General features: G+C 54.2%; 20 protein-coding genes, 1 pseudogene and 1 other annotated feature. Of the genes and pseudogenes, 11 read left to right on the plus strand and 10 right to left on the minus strand.

The genetic code is table 11. The features are described 5' to 3' along the window. Positions 1-14: 14 nt before the first annotated feature. From dnaX to hemH, 6 genes are all read left to right on the plus strand, one after another. Positions 15-1,943 carry a DNA polymerase III subunit gamma/tau gene (gene dnaX / locus AAYN39_RS14365; protein ID WP_000121969.1) on the plus strand — a complete coding sequence of 643 codons (1,929 nt, stop codon included), beginning with the start codon at positions 15-17 and terminating at the stop codon, positions 1,941-1,943. After that, positions 1,276-1,340: a sequence feature (DnaX frameshifting element), on the plus strand. Its footprint overlaps the gene before it by 65 nt. A 45-nt stretch (positions 1,944-1,988) precedes the next feature. Beyond that, positions 1,989-2,318 (plus strand): YbaB/EbfC family nucleoid-associated protein, encoded by a 330-nt coding sequence (locus AAYN39_RS14370; protein ID WP_000467098.1) that lies wholly within the window; start codon positions 1,989-1,991, stop codon positions 2,316-2,318. Further along, positions 2,318-2,923, plus strand: a complete 606-nt coding sequence (recR, locus tag AAYN39_RS14375) for a recombination mediator RecR (RefSeq protein ID WP_001195023.1) — start codon at positions 2,318-2,320, stop codon at positions 2,921-2,923. The genes AAYN39_RS14370 and recR overlap by 1 nt, the downstream gene beginning before the upstream one ends. A 110-nt stretch (positions 2,924-3,033) precedes the next feature. Continuing rightward, positions 3,034-4,908 carry a molecular chaperone HtpG gene (gene htpG / locus AAYN39_RS14380; RefSeq protein ID WP_001682145.1) on the plus strand — a complete coding sequence of 625 codons (1,875 nt, stop codon included), beginning with the start codon at positions 3,034-3,036 and terminating at the stop codon, positions 4,906-4,908. 415 nt (positions 4,909-5,323) lie between these two features. After that, the gene (adk, locus tag AAYN39_RS14385) at positions 5,324-5,968 is read left to right on the plus strand and encodes an adenylate kinase (protein ID WP_001220237.1); all 645 of its coding nucleotides are present in this window, start codon (positions 5,324-5,326) and stop codon (positions 5,966-5,968) included. A gap of 229 nt (positions 5,969-6,197) precedes the next feature. Further along, positions 6,198-7,160 (plus strand): ferrochelatase, encoded by a 963-nt coding sequence (hemH, locus tag AAYN39_RS14390; RefSeq protein ID WP_001250076.1) that lies wholly within the window; start codon positions 6,198-6,200, stop codon positions 7,158-7,160. Here hemH and aes read toward each other — a convergent pair. Then, the gene (aes, locus tag AAYN39_RS14395) at positions 7,157-8,128 is read right to left on the minus strand and encodes an acetyl esterase (protein ID WP_000801788.1); all 972 of its coding nucleotides are present in this window, start codon (positions 8,126-8,128) and stop codon (positions 7,157-7,159) included. The genes hemH and aes overlap by 4 nt on opposite strands. Positions 8,129-8,280: 152 nt before the next feature. Between aes and gsk the strand changes: the two genes are divergently transcribed. Next, a complete protein-coding gene (gene gsk, locus AAYN39_RS14400) occupies positions 8,281-9,585 on the plus strand; it encodes an inosine/guanosine kinase (RefSeq protein ID WP_001766867.1) in 1,305 nt (434 codons plus the stop codon). 48 nt (positions 9,586-9,633) lie between these two features. On the opposite strand, the gene ybaL is transcribed toward gsk, so the two are convergent. Together ybaL and AAYN39_RS14410 are read right to left on the minus strand one after the other, a co-directional pair. After that, positions 9,634-11,310, minus strand: a complete 1,677-nt coding sequence (gene ybaL / locus AAYN39_RS14405; protein WP_000546202.1) for a YbaL family putative K(+) efflux transporter — start codon at positions 11,308-11,310, stop codon at positions 9,634-9,636. 214 nt (positions 11,311-11,524) lie between these two features. Beyond that, positions 11,525-12,745, minus strand: a complete 1,221-nt coding sequence (locus AAYN39_RS14410) for an MFS transporter (RefSeq protein ID WP_001251598.1) — start codon at positions 12,743-12,745, stop codon at positions 11,525-11,527. A 172-nt stretch (positions 12,746-12,917) separates the two neighbouring features. On the opposite strand from AAYN39_RS14410, the pseudogene ushA reads away from it, so the two are divergent. Next, positions 12,918-14,569: pseudogene (gene ushA, locus AAYN39_RS14415) on the plus strand (bifunctional UDP-sugar hydrolase/5'-nucleotidase UshA). Positions 14,570-14,685: 116 nt separating this feature from the next. Here ushA and ybaK read toward each other — a convergent pair. From ybaK to copA, 4 genes are all read right to left on the minus strand, one after another. Then, positions 14,686-15,165, minus strand: coding sequence for a Cys-tRNA(Pro)/Cys-tRNA(Cys) deacylase YbaK (gene ybaK, locus AAYN39_RS14420; RefSeq protein ID WP_000186620.1), 480 nt, complete (start codon positions 15,163-15,165; stop codon positions 14,686-14,688). 200 nt (positions 15,166-15,365) lie between these two features. Then, on the minus strand, positions 15,366-16,160 hold the full coding sequence (locus tag AAYN39_RS14425; protein ID WP_000421856.1) for a TraB/GumN family protein: 795 nt from the start codon (positions 16,158-16,160) through the stop codon (positions 15,366-15,368). A 76-nt stretch (positions 16,161-16,236) separates the two neighbouring features. Further along, positions 16,237-17,073: a lysozyme inhibitor LprI family protein gene (locus AAYN39_RS14430; RefSeq protein WP_000488556.1), complete on the minus strand. Its 837-nt coding sequence runs from the start codon at positions 17,071-17,073 to the stop codon at positions 16,237-16,239. Between the two features lie 353 nt (positions 17,074-17,426). After that, positions 17,427-19,928: a copper-exporting P-type ATPase CopA gene (copA, locus tag AAYN39_RS14435; protein ID WP_000083918.1), complete on the minus strand. Its 2,502-nt coding sequence runs from the start codon at positions 19,926-19,928 to the stop codon at positions 17,427-17,429. Between the two features lie 109 nt (positions 19,929-20,037). Here copA and cueR point away from each other — a divergent pair, with 109 nt between their 5' ends. Beyond that, positions 20,038-20,454: a Cu(I)-responsive transcriptional regulator gene (gene cueR / locus AAYN39_RS14440; RefSeq protein WP_001026762.1), complete on the plus strand. Its 417-nt coding sequence runs from the start codon at positions 20,038-20,040 to the stop codon at positions 20,452-20,454. Here the strand turns inward: cueR and AAYN39_RS14445 are convergent, their stop codons facing one another. After that, positions 20,455-20,907: an NfeD family protein gene (locus AAYN39_RS14445; RefSeq protein ID WP_000561177.1), complete on the minus strand. Its 453-nt coding sequence runs from the start codon at positions 20,905-20,907 to the stop codon at positions 20,455-20,457. Beyond that, a complete protein-coding gene (locus AAYN39_RS14450; RefSeq protein WP_000906145.1) occupies positions 20,904-21,821 on the minus strand; it encodes an SPFH domain-containing protein in 918 nt (305 codons plus the stop codon). Before AAYN39_RS14450 ends, AAYN39_RS14445 begins: the two co-directional genes overlap by 4 nt. A gap of 146 nt (positions 21,822-21,967) precedes the next feature. Here AAYN39_RS14450 and fetA point away from each other — a divergent pair, with 146 nt between their 5' ends. Beyond that, entirely contained in the window at positions 21,968-22,645 is a 678-nt protein-coding gene (gene fetA, locus AAYN39_RS14455) for an iron ABC transporter ATP-binding protein FetA (RefSeq protein ID WP_000166987.1), read from the plus strand. Next, positions 22,632-23,411: an iron export ABC transporter permease subunit FetB gene (gene fetB, locus AAYN39_RS14460; protein WP_001002130.1), complete on the plus strand. Its 780-nt coding sequence runs from the start codon at positions 22,632-22,634 to the stop codon at positions 23,409-23,411. The genes fetA and fetB overlap by 14 nt, the downstream gene beginning before the upstream one ends. Before the next feature lie 85 nt (positions 23,412-23,496). Here fetB and cnoX read toward each other — a convergent pair whose 3' ends face one another. Continuing rightward, positions 23,497-24,351 carry a chaperedoxin gene (cnoX, locus tag AAYN39_RS14465; protein WP_000116065.1) on the minus strand — a complete coding sequence of 285 codons (855 nt, stop codon included), beginning with the start codon at positions 24,349-24,351 and terminating at the stop codon, positions 23,497-23,499. Positions 24,352-24,358 lie beyond the last annotated feature (7 nt).

The raw sequence follows: 24,358 nt of genomic DNA on the forward strand, positions 1-24,358 counted from the left end.
TTCAGAGCCTGCCAATGAGTTATCAGGTCTTAGCCAGAAAATGGCGCCCACAAACCTTTGCTGACGTCGTCGGCCAGGAACATGTGCTGACCGCACTGGCGAACGGCTTGTCGTTAGGGCGCATTCATCACGCATATCTTTTTTCCGGCACGCGCGGCGTCGGTAAAACTTCTATCGCCCGACTGCTGGCGAAGGGGCTGAACTGCGAAACCGGTATTACCGCGACGCCGTGCGGCGTTTGCGATAACTGTCGGGAAATTGAGCAAGGGCGTTTTGTCGATCTCATTGAGATTGACGCCGCATCGCGTACCAAAGTCGAAGACACCCGCGACCTGCTGGATAACGTCCAGTACGCGCCTGCGCGCGGTCGCTTTAAAGTCTATCTGATCGATGAAGTCCACATGCTGTCGCGCCACAGCTTTAATGCGCTACTTAAAACGCTTGAAGAGCCGCCAGCGCATGTGAAATTTTTACTGGCGACCACCGATCCGCAGAAGCTGCCGGTGACCATTTTGTCGCGCTGCCTACAGTTTCATCTCAAAGCGCTGGATGTTGAACAGATTCGCCATCAGCTTGAGCATATTCTCAATGAGGAACATATCGCTCACGAACCCCGCGCGTTGCAGTTGTTATCACGCGCGGCTGACGGCAGCCTGCGCGATGCATTAAGTCTGACTGACCAGGCGATCGCCAGTGGCGACGGGCAGGTTTCGACGCAGGCGGTAAGCGCCATGCTCGGTACGCTGGACGACGACCAGGCTTTGTCATTAGTCGAGGCAGTGGTTGACGCTAACGGCGAACGCGTCATGTCGCTTATCAACGAGGCGGCGGCGCGCGGTATTGAATGGGAAGCGCTGCTGGTCGAAATGCTTAGCCTGCTGCACCGTATTGCGATGGTGCAACTTTCGCCTGCCGCGTTAGGCAGCGATATGGCGGCTATCGAGCAACGGATGCGCGAACTTGCCCGGACGGTGCCTCCCGGCGATCTTCAGCTCTATTATCAGACGTTGTTGATTGGTCGCAAAGAATTGCCCTGGGCGCCGGACCGGCGGATGGGCGTTGAAATGACGTTATTGCGTGCGCTGGCGTTTCACCCGCGTATGCCCTTGCCGGAGCCTGAAACGCCGCGGCAGTCTTTTGCGCCCGTGGCCCCAACGGCGGTAATGACGCCGCCGCAGGTGCAGCAGCCGTCGGCGCCCGCGCCGCAGACATCGCCAGCGCCGCTGCCGGCGTCTACCAGTCAGGTGCTGGCGGCGCGCAATCAGCTACAGCGCGCGCAGGGAGTAACCAAAACAAAAAAGAGTGAACCGGCAGCCGCATCCCGCGCGCGGCCGGTGAATAACTCTGCGCTGGAGCGGCTGGCCTCGGTTTCGGAGCGCGTACAGGCGCGCCCGGCGCCGTCTGCGCTGGAAACGACGCCAGTAAAGAAAGAGGCTTATCGCTGGAAGGCCACCACGCCGGTAGTGCAAACCAAAGAAGTGGTGGCTACGCCAAAAGCGCTTAAGAAAGCTCTGGAGCATGAAAAAACGCCGGAGCTGGCGGCTAAACTGGCGGCGGAAGCGATTGAGCGCGATCCGTGGGCGGCGCAGGTAAGCCAGCTTTCTTTGCCTAAGCTGGTGGAGCAGGTGGCGCTCAATGCCTGGAAGGAGCAGAACGGCAACGCGGTTTGTCTGCATCTGCGCTCGACGCAGCGGCACCTCAATTCCAGCGGTGCGCAGCAAAAGCTGGCGCAAGCGCTCAGCGATCTGACGGGAACGACGGTTGAACTGACCATCGTTGAAGATGATAATCCCGCGGTGCGTACGCCGCTGGAATGGCGTCAGGCCATTTATGAAGAGAAACTCGCGCAAGCGCGTGAGTCAATTATCGCGGATAATAACATTCAGACGCTGCGTCGATTCTTCGACGCCGAGCTGGATGAAGAGAGTATCCGCCCCATTTGATCGTAAGCCCGGCTTGCGATTGTGAACCATCAAGAGAGAGAGCTTATGTTTGGAAAAGGCGGTCTGGGCAATCTGATGAAGCAGGCCCAGCAGATGCAGGAAAAAATGCAGAAAATGCAGGAAGAGATTGCGCAGCTGGAAGTGACCGGCGAATCCGGCGCGGGTCTGGTGAAGGTTACCATCAACGGTGCGCATAACTGCCGCCGTGTGGAAATTGACCCAAGCCTGCTGGAAGATGACAAAGAGATGCTGGAAGATCTGGTCGCTGCGGCCTTCAACGATGCGGCGCGCCGCATTGAAGAGACGCAAAAAGAGAAGATGGCTTCCGTCTCTTCCGGTATGCAACTGCCGCCAGGCTTTAAGATGCCATTCTGATGCAAACCAGTCCGCTGTTAACTCAGCTTATGGAAGCGTTGCGCTGCCTTCCGGGCGTCGGCCCTAAGTCGGCGCAACGGATGGCGTTTACCCTGTTGCAGCGCGATCGTAGCGGCGGAATGCGCCTGGCGCAGGCGCTGACCCGGGCGATGTCGGAAATCGGCCACTGCGCCGACTGCCGCACCTTTACCGAGCAGGATGTTTGTAATATCTGTTCGAACCCGCGGCGCCAGGAAAACGGCCAGATTTGCGTGGTGGAGAGTCCTGCGGATATCTACGCCATTGAGCAGACCGGGCAATTTTCCGGGCGGTATTTCGTGCTGATGGGCCACCTGTCGCCGCTGGACGGCATCGGGCCGGATGATATCGGTCTCGATCGTCTGGAACAGCGGCTGGCGTCAGAAAAAATCAGCGAGCTGATCCTCGCGACCAACCCGACGGTTGAAGGGGAGGCTACCGCGAACTATATTGCCGAGCTGTGCGCGGAGGCCGGCGTCGAAGCCAGTCGTATCGCCCACGGCGTGCCGGTTGGCGGCGAACTGGAGATGGTCGACGGTACGACGCTGTCCCACTCGCTGGCGGGACGCCATAAGATTATTTTCTGAACAAACGGAGGCGGCGTTCGCGGCCTCCGCTTGAAATCACACCCGCTTGTCCCCATCTCACCCTCAACGTATTTTTACCATTAAAAATGGCATTGTTGAGGTCTATCCACATGAAAGGACAAGAAACGCGTGGTTTTCAGTCAGAAGTTAAACAGCTTCTGCACCTGATGATCCATTCTCTTTATTCCAATAAAGAAATCTTCCTGCGTGAACTCATCTCTAACGCCTCAGATGCGGCGGACAAGCTGCGTTTCCGCGCTCTGTCAAACCCGGACCTGTATGAAGGAGATGGCGAGCTGCGTGTGCGCGTCTCTTTCGATAAAGATAAGCGTACGTTGACCATTGCCGATAACGGCGTGGGGATGAATCGTGATGAGGTGATTGACCACTTAGGCACCATTGCCAAGTCCGGCACCAAATCTTTCCTCGAATCAATGGGGTCCGATCAGGCGAAAGATAGCCAGCTCATCGGTCAGTTTGGCGTAGGCTTCTACTCCGCGTTTATTGTGGCCGATAAAGTGACCGTACGTACCCGTGCGGCAGGCGACAAGCCGGAAAATGGCGTGTTCTGGGAATCGGCAGGCGAAGGCGAATATACCGTTGCCGATATCACCAAAAATGACCGTGGTACGGAAATCACCTTACACCTGCGTGAAGGCGAAGATGAATTCCTCGATGACTGGCGCGTACGCTCAATTATCAGTAAATATTCCGATCACATCGCATTGCCGGTAGAGATTGAAAAACGGGAAGAAAAAGACGGCGAAACCGTGATTTCCTGGGAGAAAATCAACAAGGCCCAGGCGTTGTGGACCCGTAACAAGTCGGAAATTAAAGACGACGAGTACAACGAGTTTTACAAGCACATCGCGCATGATTTCACCGATCCGCTGACCTGGAGCCACAACCGCGTGGAAGGTAAGCAGGAGTACACCAGCCTGCTGTATATCCCGTCGCAGGCGCCGTGGGATCTGTGGAACCGCGATCACAAACATGGTCTGAAGCTGTACGTACAGCGTGTGTTCATTATGGACGATGCCGAGCAGTTCATGCCGAACTATCTGCGTTTCGTGCGCGGCCTGATTGATTCTAATGACCTGCCGTTGAATGTCTCCCGTGAAATCCTGCAGGACAGCACGGTAACGCGTAATCTGCGCAGCGCCCTGACCAAACGCGTTCTGCAAATGCTGGAAAAACTGGCGAAAGACGACGCGGAAAAATACCAAACCTTCTGGAAACAGTTCGGTCTGGTGTTGAAAGAAGGCCCGGCGGAAGATCACGCCAACCAGGAAGCGATCGCTAAACTGTTGCGCTTTGCCTCCACCCATACCGACTCTTCCGCCCAGACCGTGTCGCTGGAAGATTACGTCTCCCGGATGAAAGAAGGGCAGGAAAAAATCTACTACATCACCGCAGACAGCTATGCGGCGGCGAAAAACAGCCCGCACCTGGAGCTGCTGCGTAAGAAAGGCATCGAAGTGCTGCTGCTCTCCGATCGCATCGACGAGTGGATGATGAACTACCTGACCGAGTTTGACGGTAAAGCATTCCAGTCGGTCGCTAAAGCCGATGAGTCCATCGAAAAACTGGCGGATGAAGTCGACGAAAACGCGAAAGAAGCGGAAAAGGCGCTTGAGCCGTTCGTGGAGCGTGTCAAAACCCTGCTGGGCGATCGCGTGAAAGAGGTGCGTCTGACACACCGTTTAACCGACACGCCGGCGATTGTCACCACCGATGCGGATGAAATGAGCACCCAGATGGCGAAACTGTTCGCCGCGGCCGGTCAGTCCGTGCCGGAAGTGAAATACATCTTTGAGCTCAACCCGGATCATGTGCTGGTCAAACGCACTGCCGATACCAAGGATGAAGCGCAGTTTAAAGAGTGGGTCGAGCTGCTGCTGGATCAGGCGCTGTTCGCTGAACGCGGTACGCTGGAAGATCCGAACCAGTTTATCCGCCGTATGAACCAGTTGCTGGTGTCCTGATAACGCTCATCTGATTGCCGGATAGCGACGCGAAGCGTCTTACCCGACCTACGGGCGGGTACTGTTTTGTGACTGCCGGATGGCGACGCGAAGCATCTTATCCGGCCTACGGACGGGTACTGTTTTGTGACTGCCGGATGGCGACGCGAAGCGTCTTATCCGGCCTACGGGCGAGTACTGTTTTGTGACTGCCGGATGGCGACGCGAAGCATCTTATCCGGCCTACGGACGAGTACTGTTTGTAGGCCGGATAAGCGCCAGCGCCATCCGGCATTTTTTATAATACCTTCTCTTTTCTGGATTTCTCTTCGTTAACCGTTTCAGCATCAGGCGACTTCCTTGAGCGAAATGCGTGATGGTGGTATCGTTTAGCGCTTTTTAAAAAATATCGACAACCTTTGAGGGGATTTTCGTAATGCGTATTATTCTGCTTGGCGCTCCGGGCGCGGGTAAAGGAACTCAGGCTCAGTTCATCATGGAGAAATATGGTATTCCGCAAATCTCCACTGGCGATATGCTGCGCGCCGCAGTGAAATCAGGCTCCGAGTTGGGCAAACAGGCGAAAGATATCATGGACGCCGGTAAACTGGTGACCGATGAACTGGTGATTGCGCTGGTTAAAGAGCGTATCGCCCAGGAAGACTGCCGTAACGGTTTTCTGCTGGACGGTTTCCCGCGCACGATCCCGCAGGCTGACGCGATGAAAGAAGCGGGTATTGTGGTGGATTACGTGCTGGAATTCGACGTACCGGACGAACTGATCGTTGACCGTATTGTGGGTCGTCGCGTACACGCCGCCTCTGGCCGCGTTTACCACGTTAAGTTTAATCCGCCGAAAGTGGAAGGCAAAGATGACGTCACCGGCGAAGATCTGACGACCCGTAAAGACGATCAGGAAGAGACCGTTCGCAAACGTCTGGTGGAATATCATCAGATGACCGCGCCGCTGATTGGCTACTACCAGAAAGAAGCGGAAGCGGGCAACACCAAATACGCTAAAGTTGACGGTACGCAGGCCGTTGCCGACGTGCGCGCAGCGCTGGAAAAAATCCTCGGTTAATTTTTTTCGCGTAGTGAACCGCTTATCAGGCCTGCCATTATCCCGCAGGCCTGATAAGCGTAGCGCCATCAGGCAATCGGTGCCGAATGGCGGCCTGAACGCCTTATCCGGCCTACCGGTATCGTTAGCGCCATTCGGCAAATTCTCGTCTTACCTCTCGCAGCAATTAGTTCTTCTTTATCGCTTTTCCGCTACAATTATCAACAATTTGAATAGATAAGAGGCGGCAATGCGTCAGACGAAAACCGGTATCCTGCTGGCTAACCTTGGCACGCCAGATGCCCCAACTCCTGAAGCGGTAAAGCGCTACCTGAAACAATTTTTAAGCGACAGACGCGTGGTGGATACTCCTCGTCTGCTGTGGTGGCCGCTGCTGCGTGGCGTTATTTTACCGCTGCGTTCGCCGCGCGTCGCGAAACTCTATCAATCTATCTGGATGGATGGCGGTTCGCCGCTCATGGTATATAGCCGCGAACAGCAACAGGCGCTGGCCGCGCGGTTGCCAGACACGCCCGTCGCGCTGGGGATGAGCTACGGCTCGCCCTCGCTGGAAAGCGCTGTCGATGAACTGTTAGCAAGCGACGTCGACCATATCGTCGTGCTGCCGTTGTACCCGCAATATTCTTGCTCAACGGTGGGCGCAGTCTGGGACGAACTGGGGCGGATACTGGCGCGTAAACGTCGTATTCCCGGGATCTCATTTATTCGCGATTACGCGGATGACGGCGCTTATATCGATGCGCTGGCGAAAAGCGCGCGTGAGTCGTTCGCCAGACACGGCGAGCCGGATTTACTTCTGCTCTCCTATCACGGCATTCCACAACGTTATGCGGATGAAGGCGATGACTACCCGCAGCGCTGTCGCGATACCACGCGTGAACTGGTTTCCGCATTGGGACTGCCGCCGGAAAAGGTAATGATGACGTTCCAGTCGCGCTTTGGCCGTGAACCGTGGCTGACGCCGTACACCGATGAAACGCTAAAAATGTTGGGTGAAAAGGGGACTGGCCATATTCAGGTCATGTGTCCGGGGTTTGCCGCGGATTGTCTGGAGACGCTGGAAGAGATAGCGGAACAGAACCGCGAGATTTTCCTTGAAGCGGGCGGTAAAAAATATGCGTACATTCAGGCGCTGAACGCGACGCCGGAACATATTGATATGATACTGAAACTCACGGCGCCGTACCGTTAACGCGGCGTCTTCATCCTCGCCATAAAGAAGCGTGCGCCGTCCTGCAAGGCATCGTCGGCGATTGTCATCATTCGCGAATAGTGCAGGAAGGCGTGCAGCGTGCCGGGATACATTTTGTATTCGCAGGGCTGCTGGTGCGCCTGTAATGTCTGGTGCAGCAAGCGGCTGTCATCAATGAGCGGATCAAACTCCGCGCTGGCAATAAAGCAGGGCGGCACATCGCGCGTGAGATCGTTATTAAACAGACAATACCAGGGCGATTCCCGATCTTCATCGTTACGCAGATAGGCCTTTTCGTACATGTCCAGATCTTCACGCGTCAGGCCGTCCCACGCGCCGCCGAACAGACGGCGGCTTACCGAATCTTGCAACCCATACAGCCCATACCACAACAGAATCGCGATAACGTTACCGCAGCGAATGTGCTTATCACGTAGCCAGAGCGCGCTGGCAAGCGCCAGCATGGCGCCTGCGGAATCTCCGGCGAAACCGATTTCCTCCACGTTGAGCGAGTATTCATCGGCATGTTGAGAGAAGTAGCTGCATACCGCGACGGTTTCTTCAATGGCCTGCGGATAACGCGCTTGCGGCGACAGCGAATAATCAATACCGATCACGGTGCAGCCGGTATAACGCGCCAGCAGACGCATTATCCGGTCATGCGTATCCAGATTACCGAGGATAAATCCGCCGCCGTGCAGATAGTATAAGGTGGCCTGACTGGTCGGCTGCGGCGAGTAGAGCCGGGTTGTTACATCGCCATAAGGCGTAGAGACGGCGCAGGTGCGGGTGGTCATGGACGGCGCGTCGGCATTCCAGAAACGGCGCTCAAGAAGATAATACTGACGCTGGGTCTCAATATCGCCATCGGCAGGCCAGGGGGGAAGGCCTGGTTGCTGGAAGTTTACGACGGCTGTCATTTCGTCAGACAGTCGGGTGAGTACGGGAATTTTATTTTCCGGCTTCATAAAACGCTCCTTGTGAAAGTGAACCATTGTAAAAAACGCGGCTGGAGAAACTGCGATCTCGTCGTCCGATATTGAAACGCCATCGTCCGTCGCGCGCAGCAGGGGGAATGTGCTACCATGCAGCGCTCCGTTATTCATCCGTAAGCACAATCATGAAATTTCCCGGTAAACGTAAATCCAAACACTATTTTCCCGTCAATGCGCGTGACCCGTTGTTGCAACAAATTCAGCCAGAACAGGAAACCAACGCCTCCTGGGTCGTCGGTATCGACCAGACGTTGGTGGATATTGAGGCGAAAGTGGATGACGATTTTATTACACGCTATGGATTAAGCGCCGGGCATTCTCTGGTGATAGAAGACGAGTTGGCGGAGAAGCTGTATCAGGAACTGACGCGGGAAAATCTGATCACCCATCAGTTTGCTGGCGGCACCATAGGCAATACGATGCATAATTACTCGGTACTGGCGGATGACCGTTCGGTGTTACTGGGCGTGATGTGCAGCAACATTGAGATTGGCAGCTACGCTTATCGCTACCTGTGTAATACTTCCAGCCGTACCGACCTGAATTATCTGCAAGCGGTAGATGGTCCGATTGGCCGCTGTTTCACGCTGATTGGCGAATCCGGCGAGCGTACCTTCGCTATCAGCCCCGGCCATATGAATCAGCTACGGGCGGAAAGTATTCCGGAAGCGGTGATCGCTGGCGCTTCCGCGCTGGTGTTGACCTCATATCTGGTGCGCTGTAAGCCTGGCGAACCGATGCCTGACGCGACGATGAAAGCGATCGAATACGCGAAAAAGCATAACGTGCCGGTTGTCATGACGCTGGGCACCAAATTTGTGATCGCCGATAATCCGCAGTGGTGGCAGGCGTTTCTCAAAGAGAATGTCTCGATTCTGGCAATGAATGAAGAAGAAGCGGAAGCGCTGACCGGCGAAAACGACCCGCTGCTGGCGGCGGATAAGGCGCTGGACTGGGTCGACCTGGTGTTATGCACCGCCGGGCCGATAGGGTTATATATGGCAGGCTTCACCGAAGAGGAAGCAAAACGTAAAACCCAGCATCCTCTGCTGCCGGGGGCTATTGCTGAATTTAACCAGTATGAATTTAGCCGGGCAATGCGCCATAAAGATTGTACTAATCCGCTGCGCGTTTATTCGCATATTGCGCCGTATATGGGCGGGCCGGAAAAAATCATGAACACCAACGGCGCGGGCGATGGCGCGCTGGCGGCGCTGCTGCACGATATTACGGCGAACAGTTACCATCGTAGCAACGTACCGAACTCCAGTAAGCACAAATTCACCTGGCTGACCTATTCGTCGCTGGCGCAGGTGTGTAAATATGCTAACCGTGTCAGTTATCAGGTACTGAACCAGCATTCTCCGCGTCTGACACGCGGGCTGCCGGAACGTGAGGACAGCCTGGAAGAGTCGTACTGGGATCGCTAATCTGGCTTGCCCGATGGCGCTGCGCGCATCGGGCCGTCCGGCAAACCCTTAACTGGCGACGACTTCACCCGCGGGCGGCGTTTCAAGCAGTTCCAGCATCGCCCGGGCAATTTCTCGCTCGCCCATCACTACCTGATTGGCTCCCCGCTCGGTAATATATTTCACTTCATCATCATAGTGCGCGCGGGCGATTATCTCGATATCAGGGCTTTTTTCTCGCGCTGAGGCGACAATCTCACCGGCTTCGTAACCGTTGGGGATGGTCAATAACAGCCAGCGGGCGCAGTCCAGATGCGCCAGATTCATGATTTCTTCGTTAGCGGCGTTGCCCAGTACGGCGCGAATCCCGCGTTCGCGCAGTTCATCCACGCGGGTACGGGACGTTTCGATAACCACCAGCGGAATCCCCGCCGCCAGTAATTTTTCTCCCAGCAGACTGCCTACGCGGCCAAAACCCACCAGCAGGGCATGATTACAGATATCCACCGGAATTTGCTTCTCTTCTTCGATAGCCTCTTCCAGAGTTTGCTCTTCCAGCGTTTCGGTTTTCGCCAGATACTTCTCCAGCAGGGTAAACAGTACGGGATTAAGCATAATCGACAAAATAGCGCCTGCCAGCACCAGGTTCTGTCCCGCCTGCGGCAGCAGATTGAGCGCCATACCGAGTCCGGCGAGAATAAAGGCGAACTCACCGATTTGCGCCAGGCTGGCGGCAATGGTCAGCGCGGTTCGCGGCGAGTGGCCGAACATACGCACCAGGAAAAACGCAGCGATCGATTTACCAAAGACGATAATGGCAAGCGTCGCCAACACCGCCAGCGGCTGTTGAATCAAGACTAGCGGATCGAACAACATGCCGACGGAAACAAAAAACAGGACGGCAAAGGCGTCGCGCAGTGGCAACGTATCGTGCGCCGCCCGGTGACTCAGTTCCGACTCATTAAGCACCATTCCAGCGAAGAACGCGCCCAGCGCAAAAGAGACGTCAAACAGTTCTACCGCGCCAAACGCAATGCCTAACGCCAGCGCCAGTACGGAAAGGGTAAATAACTCGCGCGAGCCGGTGGCGGCGCTGCGGGCCATAATCCACGGCACCAGGCGGCGTCCGACCAGCATCATGATGGCGATAAACGCCACCACTTTACCAATGGTTATCCCCATATCGACTGCCAGCGAGGCTATGCCGACATCGCCTTTTTCCACCATGCCGGCAACGGCGGGCAGCAAGACCAGCGTCAGCACCATCACCAGATCTTCGACAATCAGCCAGCCGATGGCGATTTGCCCGCGCTGGCTATCAAGGAGTTGTCGCTCCTCAAGCGCGCGCAGCAGGACGACGGTACTGGCGGTAGACAGACAGAGCCCAAAAACGATGCCGGTCATTAATGACCATCCCAGCACGGCGGAAAGCGCCATACCCAGCAGCGTCGCCACCGCTATCTGAGCGACAGCGCCGGGAATGGCGATAGACTTTACCGCCATCAAATCCTTCAGCGAAAAATGCAGCCCGACGCCGAACATCAATAGAATCACGCCGAGCTCCGCCAGCTCCGGCGCCAGTTTGGTATCCGCAACAAAACCTGGGGTAAAAGGTCCCGCCAGAACGCCCGCTAACAGATATCCCACCAGTGGAGAAATACGCAATTTGTTGGCAATCATGCCGAGAATAAAAGCGAGCACAAGGCCGCCGACAATGGTGGTGATAAGCGGGGTAGCGTGATGCATTCCGTCTCCTTTGGTTGCTGGACTCCAAAACTCCGGGTAATAGTTTATGACAATTTCAATCAGGATGTTTATAAAAAATGGTTGTGTTTTATAAAAAGATACGATCTGAAGGCAAAAAGAGCATGGAACGTAAAAGTGATAAGCATGGGATGGACAAAGCAAGATGGCATCAGGATGTACAGGCGGTTAAAGCATACCTTTAACCGCCATAAAATCATGCTTTATGTCGATTATCAGGTAAGAATATGGTCAGTATCCCCAGAAGCGGCAGAAAAGCACAGATTTTATAAACTAAATAGATACTGGTATGGTCTGCAATCAGCCCCAGCACCGCTGCGCCCAGGCCTCCCATCCCGAAGGCAAACCCGAAAAACAGGCCGGAAACCATGCCGATGCGTCCTGGCAGCAGCTCTTGGGCATACACCAGAATGGCGGAAAACGCCGACGCGAGAATAAAGCCGATAATCACCGTTAAAATCCCCGTCCAGTACAGCGTGGCGTAGGGTAAAACAAGGGTAAACGGCGCGACGCCGAGAATAGAGCCCCAAATCACATATTTTCTGCCGATTTTATCGCCCACCGGCCCGCCGATAACCGTCCCGGCAGCCACCGCAAACAGGAAGGCAAACAGATGGAGCTGCGCGTTTTGTATTGATAATCCGAATTTTTGCATCAGATAAAAGGTGTAGTAGCTACTGATGCTCGCCATATAGAAATATTTCGAGAAAATGAGTAGCAATAACACGCTGACCGCCAGCACGACTTTATTGCGCGGCAGCGGGTTAGCGATTATCGCTTTTGGCTTGCCTTTCGCTATCCGGTGCTGGGCTGCATACCAGCGGCTGATCTGCGCCAGCACCACGATCGCCAGCAGCGTGGCCAGCACAAACCAGGCGACATTCCCTTTGCCATAGGGCGCGATAATCACGGCGGCCAGCAGCGGGCCCAATGAACTGCCGAAGTTACCGCCGACCTGGAAGATAGACTGCGCCAGACCATGACGTCCGCCGGAGGCCATGCGCGCCACGCGGGACGATTCCGGGTGAAAAACGGACGAGCCGGTACCCACCAGCGCCGCAGCGAGCAATACGCCGCCAAAACTTCCCGCCATTGCCAGCAGTACCAGCCCGCTCAGGGTAAAACACATGCCGACAGGCAGCGACCACGGCATGGGATATTTATCCGTCCAGTAGCCGACGACCGGTTGCAGTAGCGATGAGGCGAGCTGGAACGTCAGGGTGATCAAACCTATCTGGACGAAAGTCAGCGAAAACTCCGCCTGCAACAGGGGATAAATAGCTAAGATTAGCGACTGGATCATATCGTTCAGCAGATGGGAAAGACTGATCGCGCCCAAAATACCAAACGAAGTACGTGCTTTAGCGGCCGCTGCGGGCGCGCCGGCTAACGGCTGGGTTGGTTCACTCATGGCCATAGAAAGTCACTTAAATTTTATGCGATGTTGGAGATAGTAGGATGTGTAATTATTACTTGCCTAACATACCTGTGAAATGTGTTTGAAGGAAGTCTCAATTCTGAAAACATATTTGTCTATTATTGCAAGGAAAGGTAATTTCTGCGGTTGATATTGAGTCAGGGAGAGAAAGATGAAATTTTTGAAACGGGGTGTGGCGCTGGCGTTACTGGCGGCGTTCGCGCTGACGACTCAGCCTGCACAGGCTTACGAAAAAGATAAAACCTATAAAATTACTATCCTGCATACCAACGATCACCACGGTCACTTCTGGCGCAGCGAATATGGCGAATATGGTCTGGCGGCGCAAAAAACGCTGGTGGACAGTATCCGTAAAGAGGTGGCGCAAGAGGGGGGAAGCGTCCTGTTGTTATCCGGCGGCGACATTAATACCGGAGTGCCGGAATCCGATCTCCAGGATGTGGAGCCCGATTTCCGCGGGATGAATCTGATTGGCTACGACGCTATGGCCGTCGGTAATCATGAATTTGATAATCCGCTCACCGTATTGCGCCAGCAGGAAAAGTGGGCGAAGTTTCCCTTTCTTTCCGCCAATATTTATCAAAAAAGTACCGGCGAGCGTCTGTTTAAGCCGTGGGCTATTTTTACACGCCAGGATATAAAAATCGCGGTAATCGGCTTAACCACCGATGACACGGCGAAAATAGGCAACCCGGAATATTTCACCGATATTGAGTTTCGTAAACCTGCTGAAGAAGCAAAGGTGGTGATTCAGGAACTTAATATGAATGAAAAACCGGACGTGATTATCGCGACCACGCATATGGGACATTATGACAACGGCGATCACGGTTCGAATGCGCCGGGCGACGTTGAGATGGCGCGTAGTCTGCCTGCCGGTTCGCTGGCGATGATTGTGGGCGGTCACTCACAAGACCCGGTATGCATGGCGTCGGAAAATAAAAACAGGTGAATTACGTAACGGGAACGCCCTGCGCGCCGGATAAGCAAAATGGCATCTGGAGCGTGCAGGCGCATGAGTGGGGTAAATATGTGGGCCACGCGGATTTCGAATTCCGTAACGGCGAGATGAAAATGGTTAACTACCAGCTTATTCCGGTAAATCTCAAGAAAAAAGTGACCTGGGATAACGGGAAAAGCGAGCGTGTACTTTACACGCCGGAAATCGCCGAAAATCCGCAAATGCTCTCGTTATTAACGCCGTTCCAGAATAAAGGTAAAGCGCAACTGGAGGTGAAAATTGGTAGCGTGAATGGCCTGCTTGAAGGCGATCGCAGTAAGGTCAGATTTGTCCAGACCAATATGGGACGGGTGATTCTGGCTGCGCAGATCGCGCGCACCGGTGCCGATTTTGGCGTGATGAGCGGCGGCGGTATTCGCGACTCGATTGAGGCGGGAGATATTACCTATAAAAGCGTGCTCAAGGTACAGCCGTTCGGCAACATTGTGGTGTATGCCGATATGAGCGGCAAAGAGGTGGTTGATTATCTCACCGCCGTAGCGCAGATGAAACCGGACTCCGGCGCCTATCCACAGTTCGCCAATGTGAGCTTTGTCGCCAAAGAGGGCAAGCTCACCGATCTGAAAATCAAAGGCGAGCCTGTTGATCCGGCCAAAACCTACCGCATGGCGACGCTGAGTTTCAACGCCACGGGCGGCGATGGTTATCCGCGCATCGATAACAAACCGGGCTACGTGAATACCGGGTTTATTGACGCGGAAGTGCTGAAAGAGTTTATTCAGCAGAATTCACCGTTGGATGCGGCGGCGTTTACGCCAAATGGCGAGGTGAACTGGCTGTAGCGGTACTGATAGCCATCTCTGCCTGATGGCGCACAGCCTTAAGGCCTACGGATTATGTATGCTGTAGGCCGGATAAGGCGTTTGCGCCGCTATCCGGCAATGTATTTTACGCAGGCTTAATCCCGACGCGCGATATCAGCGAATTTAGCACTCAGGATGGCGGCCAAATCGTCAGCCGCCAGTTCAATATCCAGCCCGCGTTTACCACCGGAAACATAAATAGTGGCAAACGTGCGGGCTGGCGCGTCAATCAGCGTAGGCAGCCGTTTCTTCTGTCCCAGCGGACTGATCCCGCCGACCAGGTATCCCGTGGTGCGTTGCGCCACCATCGGGTCGGCCATATCGACCTTTTTCGCGCCCAGAGCTTTGGCGACTTTTTTCAAATCCAGCTGCCCGGCTACAGGCGTCACGGCGACGGCCAGTTGCTTCATATCGCCATTCACGGCAACCAAAAGCGTTTTATACACCTGATCGGCGTTTAGCCCGAGCTTACGCACCACTTCATCGCCAAAGTTAGTTTCATTCGGATCGTGATCGTAGGTGTGAATGTTAAACGGAATCTTGTTCTTTTCGAGTAACTTAACTGCGGGTGTCATAACGTTCCTTCTTACTACAGACGTGATTTGCCATCAGCATACGCCCGAAAGCGGACTAAAAAATAGTATAATCTTGTGCATTAGGTCTTGGCAGTTGCGGCAACTTTGAGCGACAATCTGAAGATCCGAAGCGAAAGCGTCGGGATAATAATAACGATGAAATTCCTCTTTGACGGGCCAATAGCGATATTGGCCATTTTTTATTTCAATATTTGCGGTAGGTTGCCTTCGCCGTACAGATGTAGCGCCCCTACGGCTACCACGTAGCGTCCCGGTGGCAGTGCCAGCAGCGCGTCGCGCCAGGCTTCATTGCGTTTCACCATCAGTACATCATACAGCGGTTGGCTAAACGTTCTGGGGAGCGAAGCGCCGATGCTGGTCGGCGGCTGTTCAAGCCACCAGCCGATCATCACCTGCAAAAGCCGTGCGTTGGTGTGCCAGTGCGTCAGCGTGTCGTCGAGCAGCGCCATCCCGCCATCGGGCAGATCGCATAGTAGTTCGAGCTGGTGTTTCGCCCCTTCCAGCTCTTGCACCGGCAGCGACATTTCGCGGGCAGCCTGTAATAGCTGATAATCAATGCCATAGTCCGGGCGCAATCCCAGCCGTTGCGCCTGCGTGGCCTGTAGCACCATAGCTATCTGCCATAAAGGTTGATTATCAAAATGGATCAGCGGCATACCCAACTCGCTGACCCGTTTTTCCAGTGTGTTTAGCAGCCCGGCGCTGAGACGTTCGACCAACGGCGGGCATTTGGGGAGATTGCTGAATGGCGTTTCGTTACCGGAAATATCCGCTTCAACGACCAGCGCGTCGGCCTGGCGTAGCTTTTTCACCAGCTTTGCTGGAAGAGGAGCTATATCGCGCGTCCCCATATGAATACTGCCAACCAGATGCAGATGACGACCGCCGGGCAGGGAGAGATCGATAGCAGGCCAACTATTTGGGGTACCACGCAGCGCGCGGCATAAACGTTTAAGTTGATTTAATAGCTCCATACGCGCTCCCTTTGAAAAAGCTCATGCTAGCGCGTTGGAGAAAAGGGCGCAATGCGCCCTGACGGGACGTCAACGATCAGTCGGGTAGTTCGCTGCCGTCGAGATAGGTCGTTCTGGCGATGGTCATTTCAAGCTGGCATTTATAAATACTGATGCGCTTTTCAGCAGGTATGTCCTCGGATTTTGCATCGCTAAGTTTGCCGCACTGTTGCTCTTTTTTTGTCACCCAGACTCGCTGCTCTTGTTTTAATGCCGTTCGGGCAGAGGTGGGTAGCGAATTCCAGACCTGATTAAGCTCGCGATCTCTACTCTCAAATTTCTTTGCTGCGATTTCAATCAGTGAGTTATTTTTTTTCTTTATAATGCTATCACCAGATACCGTCATTCTTGCCATTACATAAATAGACCGCGCCAATTTATCGGTTTTCTGCACAGGGGTGACAACAATATCTTTATTGTTGTCTGCTAGCTGAATATTGTAGTTAACCTGTTTCCAGGTCACCGTATTGTTTATTACCTGTCCATCCCCTTGTGAAATATAGAATAGAGTATTTGGTAAGTCTTTCATTAATTTAAACAATGGCTGAGGAATACTCATGGCGACGGTAGCCGAGCAAGTTCGTAGGTTGGCATTTTCTGGTTGAGGGTTCTGCGTGATTACATCACTGAATTGAACAGGAATAGCCCGGAGTTGCTGCTCGTATTGAGTCTGGGGGATATCGAAGAAAAGCGTGGAGGGCTCTTTAATATAGTCTTGCTGTAAACGACCTAATGCTTCATTGTAAATCCACTCTTTTGCCGCCGTGACTGCATTATCGTTGCCACATTTTAACTCTGGAGTGGAATCAAATAATCCTGCATAACTAACTGCGGGAGAAAGCAGGAAAAGAAGCGTAACTGCTTTTCTAAACATAAATAACACATCCTTATGATTCAAAAAAACATTATAAAATGTTGTTTTTATTTTTCTATAGGATGTGCGGTTAAATTTTTATATATTGATACGGTAAATTGCTGATGGCTTAATAATATATCAGGCAGCTGATGCTGCCTGATATATACCCTTCATACTTCAAGTTGCTTATGTGTTGGCTACGGATTACTCGGCCCATCCATGGGCCTCGCCCTGACGGGCCGTCGCACGCGACGTTCAAATCTGCTCCCGGCAGATTTGTCGCTCACCCCAGTCACATAGTTATCTATGCTCCTGGGGACTCACTCCCTTGCCGCCTTTAAGCAACTCGAATTATTTTGGGTATAGACTTTTTACGCTTTCGGTTTAAAGCGCAATAGCCGGTTGGCATTGCTGACGACGGTAATGGAAGACAGCGCCATTGCCGCGCCCGCTACTACCGGGTTTAACAAGGTACCGGTAAACGGCCACAGAATACCGGCGGCCACCGGGATACCAATGCTGTTGTAGATAAATGCGCCAAGCAGGTTTTGTTTCATATTGCGCAACGTCGCGCGCGAAATGGCCAGCGCATCCGCCACGCCCATCAGACTATGGCGCATCAGCGTAATCGCCGCGGTTTCAATCGCCACATCGCTGCCACCGCCCATCGCGATACCGACGTCCGCCTGCGCCAGCGCGGGCGCATCGTTGATACCATCGCCGACCATCGCAACCTGACGACCCTGGCTTTGCAGGCGTTTAATCGCATCGGCTTTGCCATCCGGCAGAACGCCCGCAATCACTTCATCAATACCCGCTTCTTTGGCAATCGCGTTAGCCGTCGTTGGGTTATCCCCGGTGAGCATTACCAGACGGTATCCGGCATTGTGCAGGCGTTCAAGTGCGGCAATACTATCGCTGCGCAATGGATCGCGTACCGCCAGTAACGCCGCCGCTTTACCGTCAATCGCCAGCAGGACTGGAGTCGAGCCTTGCGAGGCCTGCGCGGTGATTTCCGCCGTCATATCATCCGTGGCGACGTGCTGTTCGTTCAGTAACGCCTGGTTCCCCAGAAGCAGTTGATGACCTTCCGCTTCACCGCTGACGCCCAGTCCGCGCAGCGTTCTGAAACCGTTCACCTGCGGCAGTTTATCATCGCCGGCTTTTTCCAGAATCGCATGGGCCAGCGGGTGGCTGGAGCCTTGTTCGAGCGCGGCTGCCAGACGTAATGCCTGAGCTTCATCAACGCCGTTAAAGGTTTTTACCGCCACCACTTGCGGCTTGCCTTCCGTCAGCGTCCCGGTTTTATCAAAAACGAGGGTATCCAACGTACTGGCGCGTTGCAGGGCATCGGCGTCGCGTACCAGCACGCCGAATTCGGCCGCGCGGCCTACGCCGGAAATAATCGACATTGGCGTCGCCAGGCCTAATGCGCAAGGGCAGGCGATAATCAGTACGGTGGTGGCGATGACCAGCGTATAAACAATTTGCGGTGCCGGCCCGAAGAAATACCAGATAGCGGCGCTGAACAGCGCAATGGCCACCACTACGGGAACGAATACCGCGGAGATTTTATCGGCCAGTTGGCCAATTTCCGGTTTACTGCTCTGCGCCTGGCGTACCATGCGAATAATGCGTGACAGCGTGGTATGACTGCCCACCGCGCTGGCGCGGAACAGGATGCTGCCGTCCTGGACGACGGTGCCGGCATGAACGCTGTCGCCTTCGCCTTTTTGCTGCGGAATAGGTTCGCCGGTCAGCATGGCTTCATCAAGCCACGCTTCGCCCTGGGTAATTTCGCCATCCACCGGCACGCGATCGCCGGTAGTGAGCCGCAGCAGCATCCCTGGCTGAACGTCCGCCAGCGGGACGCTTTTTTCGCCGTCTTCTGTTACGACGCGTGCGGTGGGCGGGGTGAGATCGAGTAATTTTTCCAGCGCTTTTGAGGAACGCTGACGGGCGCGCGCTTCCAGCATGTGTCCGAGATTAATCAGACCGATAATCACCGCGCTGGCTTCGTAATAGAGGTGCCGTGCTTCCATCGGGAACCACTGCGGCCACAGGTTGACGCTCATGGAGTAGAGCCAGGCGACCCCGGTGCCGAGCGCCACCAGCGTATCCATCGTCGCCGTGCCGTTCAGCAGGCTTTTCCACGCGTTACGGTAAAAGTGACCGCCCGCAAAAACCATCACCGCAAGCGTGATCAGGCCAATAGCCAGCCACAGGCTGCGGTTGTCGCCGGTCACCATCATGTTATCGCCGATCATCCCCCAGACCATGACCGGTATACCGACCGCCAGGGCGACGATGGCCTGCCAGCGAAAACGTTTCATGGTGGCGATGGCGGTTTCCTGCTGGCGCTCGCGGCGTTTGATGTCATCTTCAATCGCCTCTGCGCCGTAGCCGGCTTTTTCCACCGCCTGCACTAAATCAGCGGCGGACGCGCTGCCCATCACCAGCGCAGTGCGTTCCGCCAGGTTTACCCGTGCCTGCGTGACGCCCGGTACGCTTTGTAGCGCATGTTGTACGCGGGTGACACAACTGGCGCAGCTCATGCCGCTTAACAGCAACTGTTGGCTTTCTTCATCGGCCGTCGCTACCGGAAGCTCATGAGGAACCGCTGCCAGTGCTTCCGACGGGATTGATGACTCCGTCAGCGGTTTAGCCTTTGGGTGGCTTAACGTCGCGCCATACCCGGCTTGTTTGATGGTTTCAATTAACGCGTCCGCACTGGCGGTACCGGTAACGTGCGCTTCGGTTACGGTAACGTCCGCCAGCTCAACATCCGGACGTTGTTCAAGACTTTCTTTCACGCGTTTAACGCAATGACCGCAGGACAAACCGTCCAGGGTCAGGTCGATAGTTTGAGACATAGTAAAAACTCCTTTATGATTGGTCATCAATTCATTGACATTAGTAATCGTAGTGACTCACTGTGATAAAGGTTAAACCTTCCAGCAAGGTTAAGGTCAAGGGGGAAATATGAATATTAGCGATGTGGCGAAAAAAACCGGTTTAACCAGCAAAGCCATTCGGTTTTATGAAGAGAAAGGGCTGGTGACGCCGCCATTACGTAGCGAAAATGGTTATCGCACCTACACGCAGAAGCATTTAAACGAGCTGACGTTGCTGCGACAGGCGAGGCAGGTGGGGTTTAATCTGGAAGAGTGTGGCGAACTGGTCAATCTGTTTAACGATCCGCGACGCCATAGCGCAGATGTGAAAAAGCGGACGCTGGAAAAGGTCGCGGAGATCGAACGCCATATCAGCGAGCTGCAATCAATGCGCGATCAACTGTTGGCGATGGCGGAGAGTTGTCCCGGCGATGACAGCGCCGACTGCCCGATTATTGATAATCTTTCCGGCTGCTGTCATCACAAGGCGCAAAAGTTACGTTGATTAAACGGCGCGAATGCGTAGGGTGATGCCTTCCACGGCGATCACTTCGACATGCGTACCTGCGCGCAGGTCTTCGTCAGCGCATACCGGCCACGAGCTGTCACCGACACGCATATGACCCCGTCCGTTCACTAACGCGGCATCAAGCATAAACCGGCGGCCTACCAGTTGTTGTCCGCGTTGGTTAAGGCGGCTGTCGGTCGGCTTTTGTTCCCGCACGCGACGCGCCAGCCAGCGCCACCAAAGCCAGGCCGCCAGCAACGTTAAGGCCGCAAACAGCACGCCCTGCCATTCCCAGCCGAGCGGTAAGAGCCAGACGGTTAAGCCGGTAATCACTGCCGCCACGCCGCTCCACAGCAAATAGCCGTTACCGCCGAGCATTTCCGCAGCCAACAACAGGCCGCCGAGGCTAAGCCAGAAGATATGTGGATGTACCAGAATCATCGCTATCATGCTTTTTTCCGTTCGCTGGCGCTGTCCTTAACCAGCTCGCTGATCCCGGCGATAGCGCCCATCAGACTGCTGGCATCCAGCGGCATCATGACCACTTTGCTGTTATTCGCCGAGCCGATTTGCTGTAACGCTTCGGTGTATTTCTGCGCCACGAAGTAGTTTAACGCCTGAATATCCCCGGCGGCGATGGCTTCAGACACCATCTGCGTAGCGCGGGCTTCCGCTTCGGCGGAACGTTCGCGCGCTTCCGCCTGCAGGAAAGCGGACTGACGTTCGCCTTCGGCTTTCAGAATCTGCGACTGTTTTTCCCCCTCGGCTTTCAGGATTTCCGCCTGACGCACCCCTTCGGCCTCAAGGATATAGGCGCGTTTGGTACGTTCCGCTTTCATCTGGGCGTTCATCGAGGAGATCAATTCCGCGGGCGGACGGACATCGCGAATTTCGATACGGGTAACTTTAATTCCCCACGGATTGGTGGCTTCATCGACAATATGCAGCAGCCGCGCGTTGATGCTGTCGCGCTGGGAGAGCATTTCATCCAGCTCCATCGAACCGAGCACCGTACGGATATTGGTCATGGTCAGGTTAATGATCGCCAGTTCCAGGTTACTGACTTCATAAGCGGCGCGCGGCGCATCGATAACCTGAATAAAACAGACCGCATCGATAGTGACGTTGGCGTTATCTTTTGAGATCACCTCCTGCGACGGAATATCCAGCACCTGCTCCATCATATTGATCTTGCGGCCAATTCTGTCCATAAACGGTACAACAAGGCTTAATCCCGGCTGCAGAGTTTTGGTGTAACGTCCAAAGCGCTCCACCGTCCACTGGTATCCCTGCGGAACGATTTTGACGCCCGCGCCGACGATCACCAGCGCGACGAAAATGAGAATAGGGATAAGAATGAGCATAGCTAAACCTCCTGTTGCGTTGTCCATAAACCGATTTTGCTGACGAATTAAGCGAATTATACCTGATTCAGTAAAGCATGTTCCCCCCTTATTAATTACAGGGATACACTATCGCTATAAAAATATGAACAACGGATGCGCAATAAATGACAAAACGTAGCATGTTGCTTGAGTTAAAGCAGGTCGGTTACCAGACTGCGACGACAAAAATAGTGAATAACATCAGTTTTACGCTGCAACGCGGCGAATTTAAGTTAATTACCGGTCCTTCTGGCTGCGGAAAAAGTACGTTGTTGAAAATGGTGGCCTCGCTAATAAGCCCTGATATCGGCGTGATTCTTTTTGAGGGGCGGGATATTACTACTCTGAGTCCGGAAGCCTATCGCCAGCAGGTTTCTTATTGCGCTCAGACGCCAGCGCTATTCGGCGATACGGTTTACGATAACCTGATTTTTCCCTGGCAAATTCGCCATCAGCGCCCGCAGCCGACAGCCTTCGCAGACGATCTGGCGCGTTTTGAACTGCCGGAGACGATTCTGCAAAAACCGATTGCCGCGCTTTCCGGCGGGGAAAAACAGCGTATTGCTCTAATTCGTAATCTACAGTTTCTGCCGAAAATACTGTTACTCGACGAAATAACCAGCGCGCTGGATGAACATAACAAACGGAATGTGAATGATATTATTCATCGCTATGTTCGCGATAAGCAGGTCGCTGTCTTGTGGGTAACGCATGATAAAGATGAAATTCAACACGCGGATAAGGTGATAACGTTAACGCCATCTGCCGGAGAGATGCAGGAGGCGCGTTATGAACGAGCATAATATTACCAATACCTCGCTGGCGTTATCGATGCTGCTGGTGGTGGTCGCGATGCTCATCAGTCACAAGGAAAAGCTGGCGCTGGAAAAAGATATTCTGTGGAGCGTATGCCGGGCGGTGATACAGCTCATTATTGTCGGCTATGTACTGAAATACATCTTTGGCGTTAATCATGCCGCCCTGACGCTACTGATGGTGCTGTTCATCTGTTTTAACGCCGCATGGAACGCGCAAAAGCGCAGTAAATATATCGATAAGGCATTTCTCTCCTCGTTTATCGCCATCACCGTCGGCGCCGGACTAACGCTGACGGTACTGGTGCTTACCGGTTCGATTGAATTTGCGCCGATGCAGGTGATTCCCATCGCTGGCATGGTCGCCGGCAATGCGATGGTGGCGGTAGGGCTGTGCTACAACCAACTGGGGCTGCGTTTTCATAGCGAGCAGCAGCAAATCCAGGAAAAATTAAGTTTGGGCGCAACGCCGAAAATGGCCTCCGCCGGGCTTATCCGCGATAGCATCCGCGCATCGCTTATCCCGACGATCGACTCGGCAAAGACCGTTGGGCTGGTGAGCCTGCCGGGGATGATGTCCGGGCTGATTTTTGCCGGGATCGATCCGGTAAAAGCGATTAAATATCAAATTATGGTAACGTTTATGCTGTTATCGACAGCCAGCCTGTCTACCATCATTGCCTGCTATTTAACCTACCGGAAGTTCTATAATTCGCGTCATCAGTTGGTAGTGATGCCGCTCAAGAAATCATGATAGTTGCCGGATGATGGCGCAAGCGCCTTATCCGGCCTGAGGACGACAGGTAGGCCAGATAAGCGCGCCATCAGGCAAGAGAGGATTAATACAGTAGCGCGTACAACTGGCGGCGGTATTTCGACGCCAGCGCGTCGCCGGTGCCGAGCGCGGCAAGGATCTCCTGGAAGGTTTTGCGCGTCTGTCCCTCGGCGGCGGCAAGATCTTTTCTCAGATGGCTGAACAGCAATTCCAGCGCTTCTTCATTACGTCCGACCTGGTGCAACTGCAACGCCAGTTGCGTTGCCAAAGCCGCATCCTGCGGATTATCCGCGACTTGCTGCTGAAGTTGCTGAATTTCCGGCGTATCCGCCGCCTGTTTAAGCAGTTCGATCTGCGCGACCAGCCCCTGATAACGGGTATCCTGATCCTGTAGCGGGATAGTTTTTAATACCGCTTCGGCCTCTTCAGAGCGGTTCAGCGCAATTTGCGCTTCCGCCAGTAACAGGCCAATCTCACTGTTCTGCGAAGAGAGCTGCCAGGCGTCTTTGAGTAACGGCAGTGCGTCAACGTAGTTGCCCTCCTGCATTAACTGCATCGCTTGTTGCGCTTTTAGCTCTTCTTCACGCGGCAGTACTTTATCCAGCAGAGCGCGGATTGCCTCTTCCGGCTGCGGCCCCTGGAAACCATCGACCGGTTGGCCATTCTGGAACAGATAGACTGTCGGGATGGCGCGTAGACCAAACTGAGCGGCGATCATCTGTTCGGCGTCGCAGTCCAGCTTTGCCAGAATAAACTGACCGTGGTACTGGGCAGCCAGACTTTCCAGCACTGGCGTTAATTGCAGACAGTGTTGGCTGCGTTCAGACCAGAAATAGAACAGTACCGGCGTGGTCATGGACTGCTCTAAGGTCTGCTGCAGGTTGGATTCATTAATATTGACAATGTTCTGTACGGACATGGCGTCG

It is taken from the genome of Salmonella sp. K21076, assembly GCF_039650795.1.
GTDB lineage: Bacteria > Pseudomonadota > Gammaproteobacteria > Enterobacterales > Enterobacteriaceae > Salmonella > Salmonella enterica.